Origin of the sequence: Stutzerimonas stutzeri (assembly GCF_024448715.1) — a bacterium.
In the GTDB taxonomy this organism is placed as follows: Bacteria; Pseudomonadota; Gammaproteobacteria; order Pseudomonadales; family Pseudomonadaceae; genus Stutzerimonas; species Stutzerimonas stutzeri_AR.
Genome location: NZ_JAMOHZ010000003.1, coordinates 393,158 through 416,494 on the forward strand (window position 1 = coordinate 393,158; position 23,337 = coordinate 416,494).

The 23,337-nt window shown below is 57.2% G+C and carries 25 protein-coding genes and 1 tRNA gene; 6 read left to right on the forward strand and 20 right to left on the reverse strand.

The features are described from left to right. Positions 1–289 precede the first annotated feature (289 nt). The 16 genes from NAV33_RS08640 to aspS all read right to left on the reverse strand — a co-directional run bounded on the left by NAV33_RS08640 (position 290) and on the right by aspS (position 13,949). Positions 290–1,786, reverse strand: coding sequence for an acetyl-CoA hydrolase/transferase family protein (locus NAV33_RS08640; protein ID WP_255978938.1), 1,497 nt, complete (start codon positions 1,784–1,786; stop codon positions 290–292). Positions 1,787–1,984: 198 nt separating this feature from the next. Next, a tRNA-Lys gene (locus NAV33_RS08645) sits at positions 1,985–2,060 on the reverse strand. Between the two features lie 57 nt (positions 2,061–2,117). After that, entirely contained in the window at positions 2,118–2,792 is a 675-nt protein-coding gene (gene queC / locus NAV33_RS08650; protein ID WP_255978940.1) for a 7-cyano-7-deazaguanine synthase QueC, read from the reverse strand. 50 nt (positions 2,793–2,842) lie between these two features. Further along, positions 2,843–3,490: a 7-carboxy-7-deazaguanine synthase QueE gene (gene queE / locus NAV33_RS08655; protein WP_255978942.1), complete on the reverse strand. Its 648-nt coding sequence runs from the start codon at positions 3,488–3,490 to the stop codon at positions 2,843–2,845. A 120-nt stretch (positions 3,491–3,610) separates the two neighbouring features. Further along, positions 3,611–4,438, reverse strand: coding sequence for a tol-pal system protein YbgF (ybgF, locus tag NAV33_RS08660; protein ID WP_255978944.1), 828 nt, complete (start codon positions 4,436–4,438; stop codon positions 3,611–3,613). 6 nt (positions 4,439–4,444) lie between these two features. Next, entirely contained in the window at positions 4,445–4,951 is a 507-nt protein-coding gene (pal, locus tag NAV33_RS08665) for a peptidoglycan-associated lipoprotein Pal (protein ID WP_255978946.1), read from the reverse strand. Between the two features lie 49 nt (positions 4,952–5,000). After that, on the reverse strand, positions 5,001–6,302 hold the full coding sequence (gene tolB, locus NAV33_RS08670; RefSeq protein WP_336605363.1) for a Tol-Pal system beta propeller repeat protein TolB: 1,302 nt from the start codon (positions 6,300–6,302) through the stop codon (positions 5,001–5,003). Then, positions 6,299–7,285, reverse strand: a complete 987-nt coding sequence (gene tolA / locus NAV33_RS08675) for a cell envelope integrity protein TolA (RefSeq protein WP_255978948.1) — start codon at positions 7,283–7,285, stop codon at positions 6,299–6,301. Before tolA ends, tolB begins: the two co-directional genes overlap by 4 nt. Continuing rightward, complete coding sequence (gene tolR / locus NAV33_RS08680; RefSeq protein ID WP_255978950.1) at positions 7,285–7,737, reverse strand: protein TolR; 453 nt, start codon at positions 7,735–7,737, stop codon at positions 7,285–7,287. Before tolR ends, tolA begins: the two co-directional genes overlap by 1 nt. 12 nt (positions 7,738–7,749) lie before the next feature. Further along, entirely contained in the window at positions 7,750–8,442 is a 693-nt protein-coding gene (tolQ, locus tag NAV33_RS08685) for a protein TolQ (RefSeq protein WP_255978952.1), read from the reverse strand. A 2-nt stretch (positions 8,443–8,444) separates the two neighbouring features. Then, positions 8,445–8,888, reverse strand: coding sequence for a tol-pal system-associated acyl-CoA thioesterase (gene ybgC, locus NAV33_RS08690; protein WP_255978954.1), 444 nt, complete (start codon positions 8,886–8,888; stop codon positions 8,445–8,447). A gap of 51 nt (positions 8,889–8,939) precedes the next feature. Beyond that, a complete protein-coding gene (gene ruvB / locus NAV33_RS08695) occupies positions 8,940–9,992 on the reverse strand; it encodes a Holliday junction branch migration DNA helicase RuvB (RefSeq protein ID WP_255978956.1) in 1,053 nt (350 codons plus the stop codon). Further along, a complete protein-coding gene (ruvA, locus tag NAV33_RS08700) occupies positions 9,992–10,597 on the reverse strand; it encodes a Holliday junction branch migration protein RuvA (protein WP_255978958.1) in 606 nt (201 codons plus the stop codon). Before ruvA ends, ruvB begins: the two co-directional genes overlap by 1 nt. Before the next feature lie 78 nt (positions 10,598–10,675). After that, positions 10,676–11,200: a crossover junction endodeoxyribonuclease RuvC gene (gene ruvC / locus NAV33_RS08705; RefSeq protein ID WP_255978960.1), complete on the reverse strand. Its 525-nt coding sequence runs from the start codon at positions 11,198–11,200 to the stop codon at positions 10,676–10,678. A gap of 148 nt (positions 11,201–11,348) precedes the next feature. Beyond that, positions 11,349–12,095 (reverse strand): YebC/PmpR family DNA-binding transcriptional regulator, encoded by a 747-nt coding sequence (locus tag NAV33_RS08710; RefSeq protein WP_255978962.1) that lies wholly within the window; start codon positions 12,093–12,095, stop codon positions 11,349–11,351. A gap of 78 nt (positions 12,096–12,173) precedes the next feature. After that, entirely contained in the window at positions 12,174–13,949 is a 1,776-nt protein-coding gene (aspS, locus tag NAV33_RS08715; RefSeq protein ID WP_255978964.1) for an aspartate--tRNA ligase, read from the reverse strand. Positions 13,950–14,320: 371 nt separating this feature from the next. Between aspS and NAV33_RS08720 the strand changes: the two genes are divergently transcribed. Together NAV33_RS08720 and NAV33_RS21420 are read left to right on the forward strand one after the other, a co-directional pair. After that, entirely contained in the window at positions 14,321–14,791 is a 471-nt protein-coding gene (locus tag NAV33_RS08720) for a Dps family protein (RefSeq protein ID WP_255978966.1), read from the forward strand. 292 nt (positions 14,792–15,083) lie between these two features. Continuing rightward, positions 15,084–15,722 (forward strand): cold-shock protein, encoded by a 639-nt coding sequence (locus NAV33_RS21420; protein WP_272887273.1) that lies wholly within the window; start codon positions 15,084–15,086, stop codon positions 15,720–15,722. Between the two features lie 47 nt (positions 15,723–15,769). Here the strand turns inward: NAV33_RS21420 and NAV33_RS08730 are convergent, their stop codons facing one another. Both NAV33_RS08730 and NAV33_RS08735 read right to left on the reverse strand, forming a co-directional pair. Next, a complete protein-coding gene (locus tag NAV33_RS08730) occupies positions 15,770–15,976 on the reverse strand; it encodes a SlyX family protein (protein ID WP_255978968.1) in 207 nt (68 codons plus the stop codon). A gap of 4 nt (positions 15,977–15,980) precedes the next feature. Beyond that, positions 15,981–16,403: an HIT family protein gene (locus tag NAV33_RS08735; protein ID WP_255978970.1), complete on the reverse strand. Its 423-nt coding sequence runs from the start codon at positions 16,401–16,403 to the stop codon at positions 15,981–15,983. A gap of 463 nt (positions 16,404–16,866) precedes the next feature. Between NAV33_RS08735 and NAV33_RS08740 the strand changes: the two genes are divergently transcribed. From NAV33_RS08740 to NAV33_RS08755, 4 genes are all read left to right on the forward strand, one after another. Then, positions 16,867–18,153, forward strand: a complete 1,287-nt coding sequence (locus tag NAV33_RS08740) for an OprD family porin (protein WP_255979329.1) — start codon at positions 16,867–16,869, stop codon at positions 18,151–18,153. Positions 18,154–18,316: 163 nt separating this feature from the next. Next, the gene (locus NAV33_RS08745; protein ID WP_255978972.1) at positions 18,317–20,029 is read left to right on the forward strand and encodes a proline--tRNA ligase; all 1,713 of its coding nucleotides are present in this window, start codon (positions 18,317–18,319) and stop codon (positions 20,027–20,029) included. An 8-nt stretch (positions 20,030–20,037) separates the two neighbouring features. Beyond that, on the forward strand, positions 20,038–20,985 hold the full coding sequence (locus tag NAV33_RS08750) for a hypothetical protein (protein ID WP_255978974.1): 948 nt from the start codon (positions 20,038–20,040) through the stop codon (positions 20,983–20,985). Positions 20,986–21,054: 69 nt separating this feature from the next. Next, positions 21,055–21,564 (forward strand): lytic transglycosylase domain-containing protein, encoded by a 510-nt coding sequence (locus NAV33_RS08755; protein WP_255978976.1) that lies wholly within the window; start codon positions 21,055–21,057, stop codon positions 21,562–21,564. 46 nt (positions 21,565–21,610) lie between these two features. On the opposite strand, the gene NAV33_RS08760 is transcribed toward NAV33_RS08755, so the two are convergent. Both NAV33_RS08760 and NAV33_RS08765 read right to left on the reverse strand, forming a co-directional pair. Then, positions 21,611–22,072, reverse strand: coding sequence for a TlpA family protein disulfide reductase (locus NAV33_RS08760; protein WP_255978978.1), 462 nt, complete (start codon positions 22,070–22,072; stop codon positions 21,611–21,613). 26 nt (positions 22,073–22,098) lie between these two features. After that, positions 22,099–23,319: a virulence factor BrkB family protein gene (locus NAV33_RS08765; protein ID WP_255978980.1), complete on the reverse strand. Its 1,221-nt coding sequence runs from the start codon at positions 23,317–23,319 to the stop codon at positions 22,099–22,101. Positions 23,320–23,337 lie beyond the last annotated feature (18 nt).

Genomic DNA, 23,337 nt, shown 5'->3' on the forward strand with positions numbered 1-23,337 from the left:
TCAACCGGCCATATCGGACGAGGCAAGAGAAGGATGCAGCGCGGCATGCAGACCGACATCGCCCTGCCCGTTCAAGGGGGCAGGAATACTAGCCGAAGCATCTGCAAAAGGGGAAGCGAGGTATAGGCAGGCTACGCCCTTGCGTGGCCCGAAACAAAACCATCAGCATTCAGACGATGTGAAAAGCTGCTGCGCTCGGCTATGCGGCGTTAAACACAGGCTCGATTGCGCTCAGTCAAAAATCGTCATTGCAAAAGAAACCGCCGGCAATCGCCGGCGGTTATTTCGATCATGCGTCTTTGAGCATATGACCGCGTTCTTCCAGATTGATGTGCCAGTTCATGGCCTCACGCAGCATATGTGGAGTCTGACCACCTCTATCACAGGCGCCTTCGAAGTACTGGTTCAGCGCATCACGGTAGGACGGATGCACACAATTGTCGATGATCACGCGTGCCCGCTCGCGCGGCGCCAGACCACGCAGATCCGCCAGTCCCTGCTCGGTAACCAGAATTTCCACGTCGTGCTCGGTGTGGTCCACGTGCGCGACCATTGGTACGACGCTGGAGATATTGCCGCCCTTAGCGATCGACTTGGTCACAAAGATAGCTATATGCGCGTTACGTGCGAAGTCACCGGAGCCACCGATGCCGTTCATCATCTTGGTGCCACCGACGTGCGTCGAGTTGACGTTGCCGTAGATATCGAACTCCAATGCGGTATTGATACCCACAATACCTAGACGACGCACCAGCTCCGGATGGTTGGAGATTTCCTGAGGACGCAGCACCAGCTTGTCCTTGTACTTCTCCAGGTTGCCGAACACGCGATCGTTGCAGCGCTCGGAGAGAGTAATGGAGCAGCCCGACGCAAACTTCATCTTGCCAGCGTCGATCAGCTCGAACGTGCAGTCCTGCAGCACTTCGGAGTACATCACCAGATCTTCGAACGGGGAATCAATCAGACCGCACACTACGGCGTTGGCGATGTTGCCGATACCAACCTGCATCGGACCGAGGTTCTTCGGCATACGACCAGCGGCGACTTCCTTCTTGAAAAATTCGACCAGGTGGTTGGCGATTGCTTGGGTTTCGTCATCGGCCGGAGTAACAGTGGAGTAAGAGTCCGGCTGTTCGGTAATGACGATGGCAGCGATCTTCGCAGGATCAACCGGAATGGCCGGAGTGCCGATACGATCGTCTACCTTGGTCAGCGGGATCGGTCCACGGGCCGGGCGCTCGCCTGGGAAGTAGATGTCATGCAGACCTTCCAGGTTGGGGTTGTGCGCCAGGTTCAGCTCGATGATTATCTTGTCGGCGAATACGGCCAAGTTGGCTGAGTTGCCTACCGAGGTAGTCGGGACGATATGGCCCTGTTCGGTGATGCTCACGGCCTCGATGATGGTGACATCAGGACGCTTGATCTGATGGTTACGCATCTGCTCGACGGTGTGAGAAAGATGCTGATCAATGAACATGACCTCGCCCTGGTTGATCGCCTTGCGCAGGACGGCATCCGCCTGGAACGGCCCACGACGGGCCAGCAGGCCAGCTGCAGCCATCTTTCCGTCCAGATCATTACCCAGGCTGGCGCCGGTGATCAGGCTGATCTTCAGCTTCTCGTCCTTTGCGCGGTCGATCAATGCAAGGGGCACTGCTTTAGCCTCGCCCGCACGGGTAAAGCCGCTCATGCCGACAGTCATGCCGTCGTGAATAAGAGTAGCGGCCTCATGGGCGCTCATGACCTTGCTCTGCAGGGAGGACAAGCGGATGCGATCAGAATACATTTGAGCCTCAAACCAACGGAAAATCGGGAGGTCAAAGTCTATTACGTTCTATCTCGCGCCAGTCCCAGACAAAGGTCGTAGAGAAACGGGTGTTTATAGCTGAGCGATTAAATCGTTTTGCTTTTCGGCAGAGTTCCAAGACATAAAAAAAAACCGGATGACCTTTCGGCCTCCGGTTTTGTTCTCACTAGGAGAATATGGTGGGTCGTGTGGGATTCGAACCTACGACCAATTGGTTAAAAGCCAACTGCTCTACCAACTGAGCTAACGACCCAATGCGGAGCGCATGATACTGATTTGATTGATTAAATCAACCATTTTTACATCCGCTTTAGCGATAGCGAGTCGAATCTACGATACCGGCCTCTTCAAAGCCGGCTGCGCGCAGACGGCAACTGTCGCATTTACCACAGGCACGACCATCCTCATCAGCCTGGTAGCAAGAAACCGTCATGGCGTAATCGACGCCTAGCCGAACACCGGTCTGAACGATTTCCGCCTTGCTGAGATTCTGCAACGGCGCGCGGATGGCAAAGCCTTGCCCTTGTACTCCAGCCTTGGTCGCAAGATTAGCCATGCGTTCGAACGCATCGATGAACTCCGGACGACAATCGGGATAACCGGAGTAATCGACAGCGTTCACCCCAATGAAGATATCTCGCGCACCGAGCACCTCAGCCCAACCCAGCGCCAAAGAAAGAAATACCGTGTTGCGAGCCGGTACGTAGGTTACCGGTATCCCCTCACCCATTTCTTCAGGCACCGCAATATTGCTATCGGTCAGCGCAGAACCTCCTATGCCATTGAGATTCATGCCAATCACTTTATGTTCGACCACACCCAACTGGCGCGCGACTCGCTCTGCCGCCTGGAGCTCCGCGCGGTGGCGCTGGCCATAATCGAAGCTCATGGTGTAGCAGGCGTATCCTTGCGCCTTTGCCATCGCGACCACGGTCGCAGAGTCGAGCCCGCCAGAGAGAAGGATCACGGCTTTCTTATCAGTCATTGCATTACCTATCGAATACACCGGAACATCCTGCGAGCTCCGGACTGGTATCAGTGGCCGGGCGCGTCGTTCCAGAGGATCTTGTGCAGCTGAAGCTGCAGTCGCACCGGGAGATTGTCGTTGACGATCCAGTCGGCCAACGCGCGCGCATCGATCTGTCCATGGCTAGGCGAAAATAGCACCTCGCCAGCGCGGTCATCCAGCCGGTATTCGATAAGTTTGGATACCGCCCAGTCGTAGTCGTCACGCGAGCAAATGACGAATTTCACCTGGTCGTTGCGCGTCAAGTAGCCGATATTCTCGTAGAGATTGCGACTTACCTCTGCCGAGCCCGGGGTTTTCAAATCAACCACCCGACTCACCCGCTCATCCGTCGTGGAAATATCCAGTGCACCACTGGTTTCCAACGACACCTCGTAGCCGGCGTCGCAGAGGCGCTGCAGCAACGGCACACAATTCGGTTGAGCAAGCGGCTCGCCACCGGTAACACAGACGTAGCGAGGCTTATAGGAAGCAACTCGCTCGAGAATGGCCTCGATCGAGATGATCTCGCCACCACTGAATGCGTAGGCGGTATCGCAGTATTGACAGCGCAGGGGACAGCCGGTCAGGCGGACGAATACAGTGGGCAGACCACTGGTACGCGTCTCCCCCTGCAGCGAGTAAAAAATCTCGGAAATTCGCAGGGTATGATGCATATCAGCCACGGGCGTGACGGCTAAACAGGCCATCCGCCTCCGTTGCGGGAAAAGGGGCAGCGATTCTAACGAAAAAACCCGCCGATGGGCGGGTTTTGTTCACTAAGGCCGAGTATCGGCTTATCGACTCAGTTGGCGTTGAGCCAACTGCGCTGCCGAACTGTTTGGATAGTCGGCAATGACTTGACGGAGAATCCCGTTGGCCTTGTCACGATTTCCCAGGCGTACCTCGACATCTGCAAGCTTGTACAGCGAATCCGGTACCTTGTTGTGCTGCGGATACGCTTGACTGACCTTGGCGAACGCCTGGCCTGCGCCCTGCAAATCACCCTTGGCGAGGTTCACTTCACCTAGCCAGTACTGCGCGTTGCCAGCGTAAGGACTGCTGGGGTATTTACGCAGAAATGCGGCGAAAGCCTGGCTGGCCTTATCGAAATCCTTCGCCTTGATCAGATCAAAGGCAGCGTCGTAATACAGCTTTTCCTTTTCAGGATCAGCTGATTGATTAATCGCTGCATCTTGTGCTGAAGCACCTGAAGGCGCCTGCGCTGAGCCGCCAGTGGCATTGCCACCCGCAGCTGAAGAATCCTGCCTAGCCGATCCGCCCGATACGACGTTCGACAAGCGACTGTCCAAATTCTGATAACGCTCTAGCCCTTCCTGCTTCAGGCGCTCGATCTCGTTCTGTTGCACTTCGAGCATACCGCGCAATTGCGCGATTTCTTCCTGCATCTGCTGCAACTGAACGAAGAGCATACCCTGCGCCGAAGACGGAGCTGCTGCCCCGCCCCCGGCATAGGCACCGCCAGTATCTGCTCCAGAGGAATAACCCGACTCGGGCGCACCACTTTGGGTTTGCGAGTCATAATCAACCACTGGGACCTGAGCCACCGCAAAAAGCGGCAGACCAAGCGCAATAAGCGTCAGAACATAACGATGCTTGAGCATGGCTAATTACTTACGCAGTTCAACGCGACGGTTCTGAGCCCAGGATTGCTCGTCATTGCCCATGGCAACTGGACGCTCTTCACCGTAGGAAACCAGCTCCAGCTGAGCAGGAGAGACGCCCTGCAGAACCAGGTAGCGCTGCACGGCCTTGGAGCGACGCTCGCCCAGAGCCATGTTGTACTCGCGAGTACCACGCTCGTCAGTGTGGCCTTCCAGTACGACACGGTTACCAGCGGACTGCAGGTCCTTGGCATGGACGTCCAGAGCGCGCATGGCTTCCGGCTTCAGATCGGAGCTGTCGTATTCGAAGTAGAAAGTGGTGATGGCGCGCAGAGCGGCTTCTTCGCTGCCCATGCTGCCGTCGACGGCACCACTGTCCGCACCATAGCCAGCGTTCGGATCAATAGCAGTCGAGCCTTCGCCAGAATCGTCGCCACCCTTGGACGAACAACCCACAGCTACGGCCATAGCGAGAGTCAGCGCAGCGAACTTACCGAATTTCAGCATTTCCATGTGTAACAACCCCAGTGTGTTTTTGGTTAGGTAAAGCGTTGATACCGCATCAGTTCAGGTAAGGGGACCACGATGGCTCACGGACTTCGCCTTGAGCAGTAGGAAGCGGGAGCCTAACTCGACCATTGATTGATACGAGCATCAAGACTCCCCGGCCCTGCTGGCGGGTCGCGTAGATTAGCATGGTGCCATTAGGCGCAACAGTGGGCGACTCATCTAAACTCGTTTCGGAGAGTAGCCGCAAAGTGCCACGCTGCAGGTCCTGTGCCGCCACCTTGAAATTGGTATAACCCTCTTGGCGATGGATCATCACCAGCGTCTTCTCGTCTGCAGAAAGCTTCGGATTGGCGTTGTAGTTACCAACGAACGTAACACGTTCGGCGTTATTGCCACCGAGGCGCTGCTTGTAGATCTGAGGTTTGCCAGCGCGATCCGAGGTGAAGTAAATCGTTTGACCGTCAGCACCCCAGAAAGGCTCCGTATCGATCGCATAATGATTGGTCAGCCGCTGCAGTTGGCGGGACCCTAAATCCATTACATAGATCTCCGGATTGCCATCCTTCGACAGCACGAACGCCAGGCGATTGCCGTCGGGCGAAAACGCCGGAGCACCGTTGAGCCCTTCGAAATTGGTGATCTGCTCGCGGCGACCGGTATCGATATGCTGCATGAAAATACGTGGACGTTTCTGCTCGAACGAGACGTAGGCGATACGGCGGCCATCGGGCGAATAACGCGGTGACAGAATCGGTTCACGCGACTGCAGCAACGTCACTGCACGCGCCCCATCATAGTCGGACCGCTGAAGGGTGTAGCGCGTGTTAGCACCACCGAGACGCTCGACGGTGACATAAAGTAGACGCGTGGAGAACGCACCCTTAATCCCTGTGAGCTTTTCGAAAGCCTGATCAGCTGCGTAGTGTGCCATGTCGCGCAGTTGGTCCTGGCCACCACCGACAGTGCCGCTCATTACCGACTGCTCGGTGGTCACGTTGAAGACCTCGTAACGAATCTGCAGCTTGCCACCGGATGGCTCGATATTGCCCACCATAACGTACTGAGCGCCCAGCGCCTTCCAGTCACGAAAAATGATCTCGCTGCCGCGGGTTGGCATGCTAATCATGTTTTGCTTGGGGATTGGTTGGAATAGGCCAGAATTACGCATGTCGTTGCCGATAATATCGGCCATGTCTTCCGGCAAAACGCTACCGCCCTGCCAGCCGAACGGCACCACGGCGATGGGAATCGCACGATCGGCACCACTGGTGACGACGATATTCTTCTCCTGAGCTACGGCGTTGCCCAGCACGAAGAACAGAAGGACGATAAAACCTCGAAAGTAATTGATCACAACGCAAGATCCTCAGGCGTAAATGTCATCGTGAACGAGCGGTACGGCTGGAACTCCTGAGCAGAAAGACCCTGCATTTCGGTCAGCCGACCGATATTCTTCACTGCAGCTACCGCGGAATTATCGAACGGCGCATCACCGCTCGATCGTGAAACACTCACAGCGGTGATGGTCCCGTCCGGCAGCATATTGACCCGCAGCGAGACCGACATGTTGTTCCTGGCCGACGGCGGCCGGGTCCAACCCTCTGCCGCCCGCATGCGGATCAAATCATCGAAGTTGCCGGAAGTCTGATCGCCTTGAGTATCGGCCATGGCCTGCTGCCGTTCGGTATCTTCGGATAGCAACTCGGCAAGCGCCTGCGCTTTTCTATCTTCTGCAGCCTTGCGTGCCGATTCCGCTGCCGCTTTTTTCTTCGCTTCTTCGGCAGCCTTTTTCTTAGCAGCTTCCGCCGCAGCCTTTTTCTTGGCCTCTTCCGCCGCTTTTTTCTTCGCAGCTTCGGCAGCTTTCTTCTTCGCCTCCTCTGCAGCTTTCTTCTTGGCGGCCTCGTCAGCTGCTTTCTTTTTGGCGATGTCCGCCTGTTTTTTCTGCTCGGCCGCCCTCTTCACCTCGTCCGCTTTCCTGGCTGCTTCGGCCTTCGCTGCTTCGGCCTTTCGAACCTCATCAGCCTTCTTTTGTTCCGCGACTTTGGCTGCGGCTTGCTTCTGCTGCTCGACCTTGCGCTGCTCCATCTGCTCGACTTCGTACTGCTTGGCTGCAGTTTTCTGCGCCTCGCCAGCGATTTTCTGGTTGGTCTGGGTTTTTGCTTGGCTTTGCGACTTGAGCTGATACAGCGTCGCCTGGACGAACGGCTTGGACGGCGGTAGCTCCGGCGTCATGGCAAAGCTGACGAAGAGCATCCCAAAAATGATGATATGGAGCCCAACCGCCAGAATGGTTGGCCAGTAGTAACTCTCCGAGCGCGAACGATCCAACTTTTGCATCAAGGCGCCTCGGTAATCAGACCGACGTTACCGACACCCGCTTCCTGCAGACCGCCCATGGCGGACATCACCGAACCGTAATCCACCGCCTTGTCGCCGCGCACGAATACTTGTACTTGCTTACCCTGACTGCGGTTCTGATTCATGATCGCGGTGACCGCCTTGGTCATTTCGTCCAGCGTCAACGCCTGATCCTGCACCGTCTCGGTATCCACCTCGCTGCCGATGTTCCAGTAGTAGGTTTTGTCTGCCTTGATCGAAATAGTCAGTACCTGAGCGTCGTTATCCTGAGGTAAAACTTCGCTGCTGACTTTCGGCAGATCAACCTTCACGCCCTGGTTGAGCATCGGGGCGGTCACCATGAAGATCACCAGCAGCACCAGCATCACGTCGATGTACGGCACCACGTTCATCTCGGCGACAGGTTTGCGTCTTTTGCGAATTCTTGCCATGGCCAGCGGGCCTCAATCTTCGGTGGTGTGAACTTTGCGATGAAGGATCGCCTGGAACTCATCGGCGAAGGTGTAGTAACGACCGACGAGCATTTCGCCACGCGCAGAGAAACGGTTATAGGCAATGACAGCTGGAATCGCGGCGAAAAGACCGATTGCCGTGGCAATCAGCGCTTCAGCAATGCCCGGAGCCACAGTCGCCAGGGTCGCCTGCTGAACCTGCGCCAAACCGCGAAACGAGTTCATGATGCCCCAGACCGTACCGAACAGACCGATGTAGGGACTGGTGGAACCAACAGTGGCGAGAAATGGCAGGCTCTGCTCGAGCTTCTCTTCCTCGCGAGAAATCGCTACGCGCATGGCGCGGTTGACACCATCCATGACCGCATCCGGATCGACACCCTGTTGCTGACGCAAACGAGAGAACTCCTTGAAGCCGGCACGAAAAATCTGCTCGACGCCCGAATCCGGATCAGGATTGTTGCCGGCCTGGCGGTAGAGCTTGGACAGGTCGATACCCGACCAGAAACGCTCTTCGAAGGTATCGAGCGAACGCTTGGCAGCACGTAGCATGTTGCCGCGCTGGAAAATTAGAATCCATGATGTCACCGAGGCGCCCACCAAGATCAACATGACCAACTGAACCACAAAGCTGGCGTTGCTGATCAGGCTCCACATGGACATATGATCGACGTTGGCTTCCACGCTTACTCTCCTGCTGGGGGTAGACCCGACCCGGCGAAGGCTGCACGCAGCGCTTCGGGAATGGGGCGGGGTTTCAAACTCTCGGTGCGCACACAGGCCACCACGAACTGCCCTTCGCAGAGCAGCAGATCATCCTTTACTCGCCGCACCTGCTGTTTGAAACGAAGGCTTGCGCGCTTGATTTCCACCACTTCGGCAGTCACCAGCAGCTCATCATCAAGCCGTGCCGGCGCGTGATAACGCGCTTCGCTGGAATGCACGACGAAAAGCAGATCTTCACCAACCAGCTGCGACTGGGCGAAGCCCAGGCTGCGTAACCGTTCGGTGCGAGCCCGTTCCATGAATTTGAGGTAATTGACGTAATAAACGATGCCGCCAGCATCGGTGTCTTCGTAATAGACGCGACAAGGATGAGTGAACGGTTGAGCATGTGATTCCGCGCGCATACTAGTGCCAGGCCCTGCAAATGCCAATCAGGTGTAAGAACAAAATTTTTGTCACTCTGTGTCGCCGCTGAACAGGTCGGCTACTGGCGAATCGCCCATGCGTTTCGGCAGGTTCAGACCGAAATGCAGATAGGCATGGCGAGTGACCACCCGCCCACGCGGCGTGCGCATGATGTAGCCCTGTTGGATCAGATAGGGCTCGAGTACGTCTTCGATAGTGTGGCGCTCTTCGCTTATCGCGGCAGCCAGGTTATCGACGCCGACTGGCCCACCATCGAATTTTTCGATCATTGTCAGCAACAACCGTCGGTCTTGGTGATCCAAACCGCGCTCGTCTACGTCGAGCATGTTCAGCGCGAGATCGGCTGTACTCCGGGTGATTTCGCCGTTACCACGAACCTGAGCAAAATCCCGCACCCGACGTAGCAGTCGGTTGGCGATGCGCGGCGTGCCGCGGGCACGACGAGCGATTTCGAAAGCACCTTCGGCCTCGACAGCCAGCCCAAGGATCCCTGCTGACCGGCTGACGATTGTCGCCAGGTCCGGAGTGGAGTAGAACTCCAATCGCTGCACGATACCGAAACGATCACGCAGTGGATTGGTCAGCATACCGGCCCGCGTCGTCGCGCCGACCAGAGTGAACGGCGGCAGATCGAGTTTGATTGAACGCGCAGCTGGGCCTTCGCCGATCATGATGTCTAGCTGGAAATCCTCCATCGCCGGATACAACACTTCTTCGACGATGGGAGACAACCGGTGGATCTCGTCCACGAATAGAACGTCACCCTCTTCCAGGTTGGTCAGCAACGCTGCGAGATCGCCAGGGCGCTCGAGCACCGGCCCCGACGTACTCTTGATCGAGACGCCCATTTCCTGCGCGATGATATTGGCCAACGTAGTCTTGCCGAGCCCCGGCGGACCGAAGATCAAGGTGTGATCGAGCGCTTCGCTGCGCCCACGCGCGGCGCGGATGAACAGGTCCATTTGCTCGCGAACGACCGGTTGACCAATATAGTCGGCCAGACTCAGCGGACGGATAGCACGATCGAATTGCTCTTCGCGGTCGCGACCGGTGGCGGTAATCAGGCGATCAGCTTCGATCACTAGACCATTCCCTTGAGTGCACGGCGGATCAGGTCTTCACTGCTCAAATCATCTTCCTGTACTGCGGATACGGCACGGCTGGCCTCTTGCGGCTTGAAACCGAGCGAGATCAGTGCGCTGACTGCGTCGTTCTCGGCGCTTGAGACTGCCACAGATCCGCGGGGTTCCACCACCAAGGTCGCGATGGATGGCATGGTTTCCCAGGCTTTGAAACGATCCTTGAGTTCAACCAGCAAACGCTCGGCGGTTTTCTTGCCCACACCGGGAATTTTCACCAATACCGAGGTATCCTGCGCCTGGACGCAGCGCACCAGCTCATCCACCTCAAGCCCCGACATAAGCGCCAGCGCCAGTTTCGGCCCTACGCCGTTGAGCCGAATCAACTCACGAAACAGTTCACGGTCGCGCTTTTCAGCAAAACCGTACAACAGATGTGCGTCTTCGCGCACCACGAGATGAGTGTGAAGCGTAACCGGCTCACCTATCGAAGGCAGGCGATACAAGGTGGTCATGGGCACCTCGACTTCATAGCCAACGCCATTAACATCCAGAATCAGATAAGGGGGCTGCTTTTCTGTCAGGGTGCCGCGCAAGCGTCCAATCATTGATGCGTCCTCGTTCGACCGACGACTTTTGGGCGGGTCGTATTGTTCTATACCCCGACGCAGCGCCGGGACGATGAATTACAGCCGCAGGCGCCCGCCTCTTCGCTTAGCACCGGCCAGGCCATGTGGAATCAGGCTCTGGCGGTGGTGCGCATGGCACAGCGCGATCGCCAGGGCGTCGGATGCGTCGATCTGCGGCTTCTGGGTCAATTTCAACAAGTGCATCACCATCATCTGCACCTGCTGCTTGTCGGCCCCTCCGGTTCCCGCAATCGCCTGCTTAACCTGCGTGGCGGTGTACTCGGCAATCTCCAGACCCTGCTCCGCGGCGGCTACGATCGCGGCGCCACGAGCCTGCCCCAGCTTGAGCGCGGAGTCCGCATTGCGCGCCATGAATACCTGCTCGATACCCATGGTTACCGGACCGTGCAGACGAATCACTTCGCTAACGCCAGTGAATACCGCCTGCAGGCGCTCTGAGAGTTCACCGCTGCCGGTGCGAATACAACCGGACGCTACATATTCGCAGTTGCGACCATTATCCCGCACTACGCCGTAGCCGGTAATTCGTGAACCGGGGTCGATGCCCAGGATAAGCGTCATGCAACCGCCATACTGTCTATTTATCCAGGCACCAGTATAAGGAGCCGGTTACGCGACGACCAGCGACATAACCAGACGCCATGACCAAATCAACAAAAAGTCGGAAGTACCGAGGGCAGCTTCCGGCTTCTGACCGCTGCGCAACGAATCAGTCCAGCTGCTCCATAATCTCATCTGGAATCTCGGCGTTGTGATAGACGTTCTGCACGTCGTCCAGATCTTCCAGCGCATCGATCAGACGCAGCACCTTCTGCGCGGTTTCCAAATCGGCGAGCGGTGCGGCAATCGAGGGGATCATGGCGATTTCCGCCTCCTCGCCCTTGAAGCCAGCGGCGCTCAGCGCCTCGTTGACGGCATGGAAATCGGCAAAGCTGGTGGAAACCAGCGCCGAGCCGTCCTCGCCCATTTCCACATCATCGGCACCGGCTTCCAGCGCAGCCTCCATCAGCGCATCCTCGTCCACGCCCGCGGCAAAGCTGATCTGACCTTTGCGATCGAACATGTAGGCGACCGAGCCATCGGTGCCCAGGTTGCCGCCGTGCTTGCTGAAGGCATGACGCACTTCGGCCGCGGTGCGGTTGCGGTTGTCGGTCATAGCTTCGACGATGATGGCCACGCCACTGGGCGCGTAACCTTCGTAGCTCAGTTCGACGACATTGTCAGCCTCGTTATTGCCGGCGCCGCGAGCGATGGCGCGGTCGATCACGTCACGCGACATGTTGGCGACCAGCGCCTTGTCCACCGCCAGGCGCAGGCGCGGGTTATCCGCCGGAATTGCGCCACTTTTGGCGGCGACAGTCAGCTCGCGAATGAGCTTGGTGAAAATCTTGCCGCGCTTGGCGTCCTGGCGCCCCTTGCGGTGCTTGATGTTGGCCCATTTGGAATGACCAGCCATTAACTGCCTCCCTTTCTGATCAACTTTCTTCTTGCTGTAACGCAGAAGCCCAGGTTTCCCTGGGCTCCGACTCTGCGGTTATTCGGCTTTAGGTTGCTCGCGCAGGCGAATATGTAACTCGCGCAGGGCCTTGGCATCCACCGCACCCGGCGCCTGGGTCATGACGTCCGCCGCGCTCTGGGTTTTCGGGAAGGCGATCACTTCGCGGATCGACTGCGCGCCAGTCATCAGCATCACCAAGCGGTCCAGACCAAAGGCCAGACCGCCGTGCGGCGGCGCACCATACTTCAGCGCATCGAGCAGGAAGCCGAACTTCTCGTTTTGCTCCGCCTCGTCGATACCCAAAATGCGGAAAACGGTCTGCTGCATGTCCTTGCGGTGGATACGGATAGAACCGCCGCCCAGCTCGGTGCCGTTGAGCACCATGTCGTAGGCACGCGACAGCGCCGCGCCCGGATTGGCTTCCAGCTCTTCAGGGCTGCACTTGGGTGCAGTGAAGGGATGGTGCAGCGCAGACAGCGAACCGTCGTCGTTTTCCTCGAACATCGGGAAGTCGACGACCCACATCGGCGCCCATTCGCAGGTTAACAGATTGAGGTCGTGACCCAGCTTGATACGCAGCGCGCCCAGAGCCTCGGAAACGACCTTGGCCTTGTCCGCGCCGAAGAAGACGATGTCGCCATCGACCGCACCCACGCGATCGAGGATCGCATTGAGGTTGGCTTCGGGGATGTTCTTGACGATGGGCGATTGCAGGCCTTCGACGCCCTTGGTGCGCTCGTTGACCTTGATATAGGCCAGGCCCTTGGCGCCGTAAATGCCGACGAACTTGGTGTAGTCGTCGATCTGCTTGCGCGGCATGCTCGCCCCGCCCGGCACGCGCAGCGCGGCCACGCGGCACTTGGGATCATTGGCCGGGCCGGCGAACACCTTGAATTCGACATCCTTGAGCTGGTCTTCCACGTCGACCAGCTCCAGCGGAATGCGCAGATCCGGTTTGTCCGAACCGTAGCGACGCATGGCTTCTTCGAACGGCATGTGCGGAAACTCGCCGAACTCGACGCCCAGCACTTCCTTGAATAGCTTGCGCACCATGCCTTCGGTGATGCCGATGATGTCGGATTCATCGAGGAAGCTGGTCTCGATGTCGATCTGGGTGAATTCCGGCTGACGGTCGGCCCGCAGGTCTTCGTCGCGGAAGCATTTGGCGATCTGATAGTAGCGATCGAAGCCGGCCACCATCAGCAGTTGCTTGAACAGCTGGGGCGACTGCGGCAGGGCGAAGAAACTGCCGGGATGGGTGCGACTGGGCACCAGGTAGTCGCGAGCGCCTTCGGGCGTGGCGCGGGTCAGGATCGGCGTTTCCACATCGAGAAAACCGTTCTCATCAAGATAGCGACGAATGCTGGTGGTGATGCTCGAGCGCAGCTTGAGCTTCTCGGCCATTTCCGGGCGACGCAGGTCGATGAAGCGATAGCGCAGGCGGGTTTCTTCGCCCACATCGCTGTATTCGTTGAGCGGGAACGGCGGGGTTTCTGCCTCGTTCAGCACTTCCAGCTCATAACCCAGCACTTCGATGGCGCCGGACGCCATGTTCGGATTGCGCGCGCCTTCAGGGCGCAGGCGGACCTTGCCGGTGATCTTCACGACGTACTCGCTGCGCACCCGGTCGGCGGCTGAAAACGTCTCGGCGCGGTCGGGATCGAACACCACTTGGGCCATGCCTTCACGATCACGCACGTCGAGGAAAATGACCCCGCCGTGGTCGCGGCGGCGATGGACCCAACCGCAAAGAGTGATTTCCTGGCCGTCCAGGCTTTCGTTCAACTGGCCGCAATAGTGGCTGCGCATCATGGTGGGGTTCGCTTCTCGTATCTTGGAAATTCGTTGGGTCGCTCGATTCGCGACTGGCAGACGGCGCTTAGTAACGCTCAGCCTGAAGATTGATCTCATCAGCACTGACAGGTGAGCAACCGGCATCAGAGCGCGGCTCTACCCGTACGGCAAACGAGCCGCCCGGCACAAGCGCGGGATTATATCTGCATAATTGCCTGGACGCAGCCGCTGCCGATAGGCTTGATCAATCGAATCCATAGCCAATGAAGTTGAACCCAATACTTCTCGCGGCTTCGAACGAACAGATCGTCATGAGCGATGGCGCTCCACTTACCGCTCGTGCTCATTTTCTGGCATAACTGCAATGACTCATCAAACAGGAGATAACTATGGATATCGACATTGGAATTGCCGAACAGGACCGCGCCGCTATCGCCGAAGGCTTGTCCCGCCTGCTGGCCGATACCTATACGCTGTACCTCAAGACGCACAATTTCCATTGGAACGTGACGGGGCCGATGTTCAACACCCTGCATACGATGTTTGAGACCCAATACACCGAGCTTGCCGTCGCTGTGGACGATATCGCAGAACGTATTCGCGCTCTGGGCTTTCCGGCACCCGGCACATATGCGGCCTACGCAAAACTATCCTCGATCAAGGAGCAGGACGGCATTCCGTCCGCCGACGAGATGATTAAGCTCTTGGTCGAAGGACAGGAAGCAGTCGTTCGTACTGCCCGCGGTATCTTTCCCCTGCTGGAAAAAGTGAGTGACGAACCCACCGCCGATCTCCTGACCCAGCGCATGCAGATTCATGAAAAGACCGCTTGGATGTTGCGCAGCTTGCTGGCTGCTTGATACCAAGCGTCGAATCGGCTTTATCCCAGGGCTATCGCAGGGTCGACCGCTCTGGGCATCATCAGAGTCCGTCATGACTCGGCAATGAATTTTTTATCAACCATCCCTCCTCACATCCCTTCCAACCCTACCGAGCACGCAATTTGAGCGGCGCCTTGCTTTGCTGTTAAATACGCGCGCCGTAGGCTGGGCACCATCTAATACGAGCAGTCGCTTCCACCACGCTCGCGCTTTCACATTTGCCCAACACCTACCGCTTTTCTGTCGTGCTATTTAACTGTGAGTCATGAGAATGCTTAAGATTACCCATGTATTAACGGGCGTTATTGCCCTGGTGTTGTCACTCGTACCCAGCCTCAACGGCGGATTGCCGCTTCTGTTGCAACCCGATGCCTTGTGCCTGCTCTTGCTAGGCCTTCTGAATGTTCAGTTCGCCTCATCGACACAACGGAACTTCGATGAGCGGTCCCGCCCGGTTCTGTTGGGCGTATCCATACTGCTAATTGCTGCGGTCGCGATTCAGGCGGCAATACTGCTGACTCCGATCACCGCGATTGCCAACCAGCCCGCTACGCTCGCCAGTCTGATGCTCGCCTTCATCGCCGTACTGCTGCATCTGGCTATAGCGCAGTCACGGAATGAACCCGCAGCCGGCCGTAATCCATCCTCGAACGTTCGCAAAAGTCAGAATACCCGTGCCGCAGCACCCTCCGCCGGGCGCGAGACAGGGACGGTCAAGTGGTTTAACACGTCCAAAGGTTTTGGCTTTATTTCCCGAGACAGCGGCGACGACATCTTCGTCCATTTTCGGGCAATTCGAGGCGAAGGCCACCGCGTTCTGGTGGAAGGCCAGCGAGTCGAATTCACCATCATGATGCGTGACAAGGGGTTGCAAGCCGAAGACGTAGTCGCAACCCAAGCGAGCTACTGACCGCCAGCGCAAACGGCTCTCACGCTTATCCGCTTTCGCCGCACCTATCAATAGTGCGGCGGAGGTGCTTCATCCTCCTCACCACCAATCCTGGTCTGCATGTCCTCCTGCCGCCTGGCGAGCATTCCCAACTGCGCCTGCAGCCGCTCGACAGCACGCTGTTGAGTAACCAACACATCGTTCAGTGTCTGAATCGTATCGTCCTGAAAAGCCAGACGCGCCTCAAGATCGGTGATGCGATGCTCCAACTCCATTGTGCTACTCCGCGAAACGAAAATTATCTGTGAGCACGAGCGACAGCTTTTGCCTGATTGCAGCGACCTGCGCGTCACTGTAAGGATTGGCGGGATGGCAACCCCAGACAGGAGCCGGCCAGGCTGCATCGTCTCGACGCCGCGCGATTACATGGACGTGCAGCTGACTTACTACATTGCCGAGGGTCGCGACATTCATCTTGTCGGCACCGAAGGTGTCCTTCAGCGTCTCAGCCAGTGCAGTGGCCTCTCGCCATAGTGCCTGCTGATCCGTAGAATCCAGTTGAAATAGCTCACTGACCTCTTCACGGCGCGGCACCAGAATGAACCAGGGGTAGTTGGCATCGTTCATCAATAGCAGTCGACACAGTGGAAAATCACCCAGCCGCAAGGTGTCCTGCTCAAGGCGGGAATCGAGAACGAACATAACGGCCCTCCTACTCATCATTTCAAAATCATGGCAGCACCGAGGCCGCGTCTCATCGCTCAACCAAGAATACTCCAACGCGTCTCACCCAACAGCAGGCATTGGCGCACCAAAAGGGCGCATCATCAAACCGTCGCAGCCCAGCTTCAGCGCGCAGCAGGCTCAACGAGAGCGTGAATAGCGGCAAAAAACAACTTTTCGATTATGTGCACGGTTATTGCTTAATGGCAGAAACGCCATAAAACAGGGGGAAGAAAAACCGAAATAGCTGGGTTAAGCTTGCTGTCGCTAGTTTCCCCAGCTACACAGTAATTCTCGGAAAATACTTTCCTGGTCTTGCTGCAGGTTTCGACCGGCGAGGCAAACAAGGATTGAATTGAGCTTGTATACCGAAAATAAAGATGCCTCTTTCCGGCGCACGCAGGAAAGCAAGCACCAATTTGAAACCAAAGGAGCAATCACTATGAAAGTGATGAGGTGGAGCGTAATCGCAATGGCCGTCGCGGCCGGCACGTCGCAAATGGCTCTGGCTTCCAGCCAGTCCGAATCTGAAGGTTTTGTCGAAGGCAGCAGCCTGACCATCTTCAACCGCAACCTGTATATGAATCGTGATTTCCGTGATAACGGCAACGGCGGTACAGCTACCGAGAACGGCCAAAGCTATCGCGAAGAGTGGGGCCACGGCTTTATCGGCACCTTCGAGTCCGGTTTTACCCAGGGTACTATTGGTGTAGGTGTCGATGCGATTGGCCTGCTGGGCGTGAAACTCGACACAGGCCGAGGCCGCGCTGGCAACGGGATATTCCCGACCAACGCGGAAAACCAGGCTGAAGATGACTATTCTGAAGCCGGTGCAGCAGTCAAGTTCCGCATGTCCAACACTGTCTTGAAATACGGCACGCAGTTTGTAGCGCTGCCGGTATTTTCTACCGACGACGCCCGCTTGCTACCAGAAACTGCACGTGGTGGTTTAATCACCAGCAGCGAAATCGAAGGGCTTGAACTGAACGTTGGCCGCTTCACCGCGCTTAGCGGCAAGGAAAATACGGCTCATGACTCCGTAGGCCTGAACGAGCTCAACCTCATCGGCGGTACATACGCATTCAGCGACAGTCTCAGTACTTCCCTGTATTACTCCGATGTGGAAGATGCGTTCCAGAAGTACTACGGCAACGCTAACTACAACATGGGGCTGGGTGCGGATCAGTCGCTAGCCTTTGATTTCAATATTTACCAAACCGAGTACGAGTCGGAATTTACTGGAACTGGTAGCGACGAAGACAACACTATTTGGAGCTTGGCGGGCACCTACGGAATCGGTGCGCATAAGTTCACCGCTGGCTATCAGCAGTCCCATGGTGGATTTAATGGTGTCGGCTACGCCTACGGTGTCGATGGTGGCGCTACCGTATGGCTAGGCAACTCCGTCCAGTACTCCGACTTCAACGGCGAAGACGAGAAGTCCTGGCAGGTGCGTTACGACATCGACATGTCCAGCTTCGGCGCTCCAGGCCTAAGCTTCATGACCCGCTACCTGAGCGGTTACGACATCAGCACTCCTACCGGTGAAGGCGAGGAGCGCGAATGGAACGTCGAAGCGAAGTACGTCGTTCAAGAAGGTGCAGCCAAAGACTTGTCGCTTCGCGTCCGCCACGCCATGTACTGGTCTGACACCGACTATGCACCTGTCAACGGTACTGATCTAACCGATCTGCGCCTGATCGTTGAGTACCCGCTGAGCATTCTGTAATACAGATAATCGGCTCGTAACTCATGCAAAACAGGAAGCCCGGCACTCGCCGGGCTTCTTCGTTCTAAGCATGCGTTGGCATCCGATCGATTCTGTACGGCACCGTAACGCCGCCGTACAATGCCGAGCCAAATTCTCCGCTCTGCAAGGACATAACGGCCACATGCGCACCAGTCAGTTCCTGCTCTCGACTCTCAAAGAAACGCCTTCCGATGCGGTAGTCATTAGTCACCAGTTGATGCTGCGTGCCGGAATGATTCGCAAGCTAGCATCCGGCCTCTACACCTGGATGCCGATGGGGCTTCGTGCTCTGCGCAAGGCCGAGGCAATCGTGCGCGAGGAAATGAACAAGGCCGGCGCTCTGGAAGTGTTGATGCCCGCCATTCAGCCCGCCGAACTCTGGCAGGAATCCGGCCGCTGGGTGCAATACGGCCCCGAGCTGCTGCGCCTGAAGGATCGCCACGACCGAGAGTTCTGCGTGGGCCCGACGCACGAAGAAGTCATCACCGACTTGGCACGTAACGAGCTCAATAGCTACAAACAACTGCCGATCAACTTCTACCAGATTCAAACCAAATTCCGTGACGAAATCCGCCCTCGTTTCGGCCTGATGCGTGGTCGGGAATTCCTGATGAAAGACGCTTATTCCTTTCATGCGGACCAGCAGTCATTGCAAGAGACCTATGACCGCATGCATCAGGCGTACTGCAATATTTTCAGCCGCCTTGGGCTGAATTTCCGTCCCGTGCAGGCGGACACCGGATCAATCGGTGGCACGGGCTCTCATGAGTTTCATGTTCTGGCCGAGTCCGGTGAAGACGATATCGCCTTCAGCGATAGCTCCGATTACGCCGCCAATATCGAGAAGGCCGAAGCTATCCCGCGCGAGACCGAGCGTGGCGCTGCCAGCGAAGAGCTGCGCCTCGTCGACACGCCGAAGGCCAAGACCATCGCCGAGCTCGTCGAGCAGTTCGATCTGCCGATCGAGAAAACGGTCAAGACGTTGGTGGTGCATGGCACAGAAGGTCAGTTGGTTGCGCTGGTCGTCCGTGGCGACCATGAGCTCAACGAGATCAAGGCGGCAAATCTAGCGCAGGTAGTGAGCCCATTGGAGTTCGCGACCGATGCTGAAATTCGTGCGGCGATCGGAGCGGGCCCCGGCTCGCTGGGCCCTTTGAATCTGCCGATTAGCTGCGTCATTGATCGCTCGGTTGCACTCATGAGCGATTTCGCCGCCGGCGCCAATCAGGACGACAAGCATTACTTCGGCCTCAACTGGGAGCGCGATCTGCCGCTGCCGGAGATTGCCGACCTGCGCAACGTCGTCGCTGGCGACCCCAGCCCCGACGGTGTCGGCACATTGGTGATCAAGCGTGGCATCGAGGTCGGCCACATTTTCCAGCTGGGCACCAAATACAGCGAGGCAATGAACTGCAGCGTCATGGGCGAAAACGGCAAGCCGGTAACGCTGGCCATGGGCTGCTACGGCATCGGTGTATCGCGCGTGGTTGCTGCGGCTATCGAACAGAACTATGACGATCGCGGCATCTTATGGCCGGACGCCCTGGCGCCCTTCCAGATCGCTCTGGTGCCGATGAAGTATGAGAACGAAGCAGTCCGCGAAGCGACAGACAGGCTTTATGCCGAACTTACCGCCGCCGGCTACGACGTTTTACTCGATGACCGTGACAAGAAGACCAGCCCGGGCGTCAAATTTGCTGATATGGAGTTGGTAGGCATTCCTCATCGCATCGTCGTGGGTGATCGCGGACTTGCCGATGGCACCCTGGAATACAAACATCGTCGCGATGCACAGAGCCAAGCCGTGCCCGCTGCCGACATCCTCGAGTTCATCAATTCGCGCGCCAATCGCTGACGGAAATCATGCTCAACCGAAGTATTCCAGCCTGCGCCACGTTTTGCGTGGCGCTTTTTCTAACCGGCTGCGCCAATCAGTTGCCCCAACGTAGCGAACAAGAAGCCCGCACCGAACGTAAGCTGCTTGATCACAGCCTGCGTATCGAGGTGGGCGAGCCGCTACTCGAGCTACCGCAAAGGCGCATTCGTGTGCTCGACCAGAAAACGTACGAAGTCACCGATTTCGAAGTGACTCGCCGCTACGACCGTTACACGCCTTACCAGGCATGGCGAGAGTTATACGAAATACCACTGGGCGCCGTCGCGGTGGTCGCCGGGACAGGCGCCAACGTGCTTAACGTGGTGTTGCTCGGCAACCTGCCGGAAAGCGCCACGCGCGGATGGATCAGCTACGGGTTTTCCGGCCTCAATCCCTTCATCAACGTCGAGTCCAATGGGCGCTCGCAGCAGAATCTTGCCAGCCTCGATGAGCAACGCCGGGACGAACGACTGGAGTATTCCAGCCTGCCCTGGGCTGAACGTCCTGTATTGGTCACAGCGGGCACGGAAATTCACGAACTGAGCACTGATCGAAACGGTGTGCTGCGTCTGAATCTTCTTGATGGTCCGTTCTCCGATCAGGACATCAGCCAGGTCGGCAAGCTACACCTGCAGGTCGAAGATTCACAGGATGCTACCCGCGCCGATGCCTCGCTGCTGGTCAGTCGCAGCTTGCGCGGCAAGCTTCTCGAAGCCCATGACCTGATTTTCGACGATCTCGAAGGTGACGACGTGAGCCGGTGGGTGTATCGCGTCAAGCGGCTCTCGGAATTGGGATTGGAAGAGGAAGCCAGCGAACTGGAGCAGAGTTTGGTCGAACTGACGCGCAACGATCCCGATTTGCAGCAGGAATTTCTACGCAGCCTGATGCAGGATGCCGGACGTCAAGCCAACGATCCGGGCGAAGACGGCTGATCCATCGTGGCGTCTTTGCGCTATCTGTATTTGCTGGTACTGGTCATAGCCTGGCCGGCCGCAGCGAACATGCGTCAAGCCCCCGAGCCCGAACTGCGCGAGCTGATGCAGCGCACGGTGGCAGAGGCCGGGAGCTTTCAGGACCGTTTCGAGGCCGAGGTCTGGCTGCTGGACATGTCGACTCGTCTCAAGCGCTACATGCCCGACCCGCGGGAGCGGTTGACTTTGCTGCGACTGGTCCATCAGGAAGCCAGCAAAGCGGGATTGAAGCCTGACATAGTCCTGGCGCTTATTCATGCCGAAAGTCATTTCGATCGTTTCGCCATTTCCAGCGTCGGCGCACAGGGCATGATGCAAGTGATGCCCTTCTGGAAAGCCGAGCTCGGGCGTCCGCAGGACAACCTTACCGACAACGCGACCAACCTGCGTTACGGCTGCACCATCCTCAGTTATTACCTGAAGAAAGAAAACGGCGACCTTAATCGCGCCCTTGCTCGCTATAACGGCAGCCTCGGCAAGAATCATTACCCGGCCAAGGTCATAGGTTTCTGGCAAGACTTCTGGTACGTAAAACCCTGATATCAGCAAAAGGCCGATGCATGTCGCATCGGCATTAGAACTGCGCCTAATTCTCCTGCCGCAGCTGTTCCAGACGGGCCAAAAGACCCTCAGCCGTCTGCTCGCCAACCAGACTCTGGCGCACCGTACCGGCTTCATCGACGATATAAGTCACCGGCAGCACTGCGCTACGCGGCAGCTCCAGACGATCGGCAGGATCCGTACTGAGCACTCGGAAGCGTATGCCTAGATCCTCAGCCGCTGCGTTCAATTCACTTCCCTGAAGTCCATCGAAGTTCACTCCAAGCACAGTGATGTCACTCCTCGACTCGTCCAAGGTATTGAGCTCAGGAATCTCGGTGCGGCATGGGCCGCACCACTCCGCCCAATAGTTGATTAACAGCCACTGACCCTCGAGCTGTTGCGCAGTCACCTCTGCGCCGTGTTGATCTGGCCCCCAATCTTCAGCACAGCCAGCCAGTGCGAGGCAGGCGAGCAGACTGAGAAATCCCATGGGTCGCTTAATCATCTTGGGTTCCTTGCAATAGTCCTTGTTTATACCCGCCGCGCCTGAAGCCAATCAGCGACACTGCCACCGAACAGACTCGCCTGCTCCCGCTGCAACAGCTCCAACGACTGGCGCAGCGTTGGATACCAGGGCTCATCAAGATGCTCTGGCAGCGCCTGCATTCCCGAAAGCGGCCAAGGGTTATGACGCAACAGCCGGTCGAAGCTGTAGTGATTCAGATCACGACACAACACCCAACCGGATGATCCAGTCCTGCAAACAAGTTGCTCCCGCTCGAAGAACTCAAATATCTCGTCCCACTCATCCTCTGGCAGTTGCCAGCCGCTTCGATGTGCATCACGCAGACGCACTTCGCGACCCGCCTGGTGACTTTCGTAGAGTACTCGCAGCAATCCGAGCATCACTAGCAAACGCGGAACCGATCGACGCCGCCACTGCTGCGAGGAAGACAAGCCGCACACAAGCTCCGCACCGAACAGCACGATCATCCAGGAAAGATAAACCCAGAGCAGAAACAGCGGCACAGCCGCAAAGGCCCCATAAATCAGCTGGTAGCTGGGAAAATAACTCACATACAAACCGAACAGCTGCTTGGCCGCCTCGAACAGAACCGCGGTAAAGACGCCACCAACAAACGCATGACGCAGGGGCACACGAGTGTTGGGCACTGCGGCGTAGATCAGCGTAAACGCAGCGATACTGAGCACCAGCGGCATCGCCTTGAGCACGGTGCGTACACCTAACAATGCATGAGGACCGGAAATCAGCGACAGCGAGGTGATATAGGTACTCATGGCAAAACCCGCGCCCAGCAGCAGCGGACCGAGACTGAGGATTGCCCAGTACAACAGGAAGCTCGACATGCCGCGGCGTGGCTGTCGCACCCGCCAGATAACGTTGAAGGCTTTCTCGATGGTCAGCAACATCATCAGCGCCGTTGCCATCAAAAAACCTACACCGAACCAGGTCAGCTGCCTTGCCTGATCGGTAAAGGCGACCAGATATTGCTGAATGGTTGCGCCAGTAGAGGGAATGAAGTTGCTGAAGATATACATCTGGATCTGCTCGCCAACGCCCTGAAAAGCAGGGATCGCCGAGAGCATGGCGAAAGTGACCGTCATCATCGGCACCACCGCGAACAGGGTGGTGTACGTCAATGCAGCTGCGCTGTGTGGGCCGCGGTCCGCCAGGAAGCGCTGCACCAGGAAACGGCCGAACTCCATGAAATCGTTGATCCGTTGCTGCATTCCATCCCCTCGGTGACG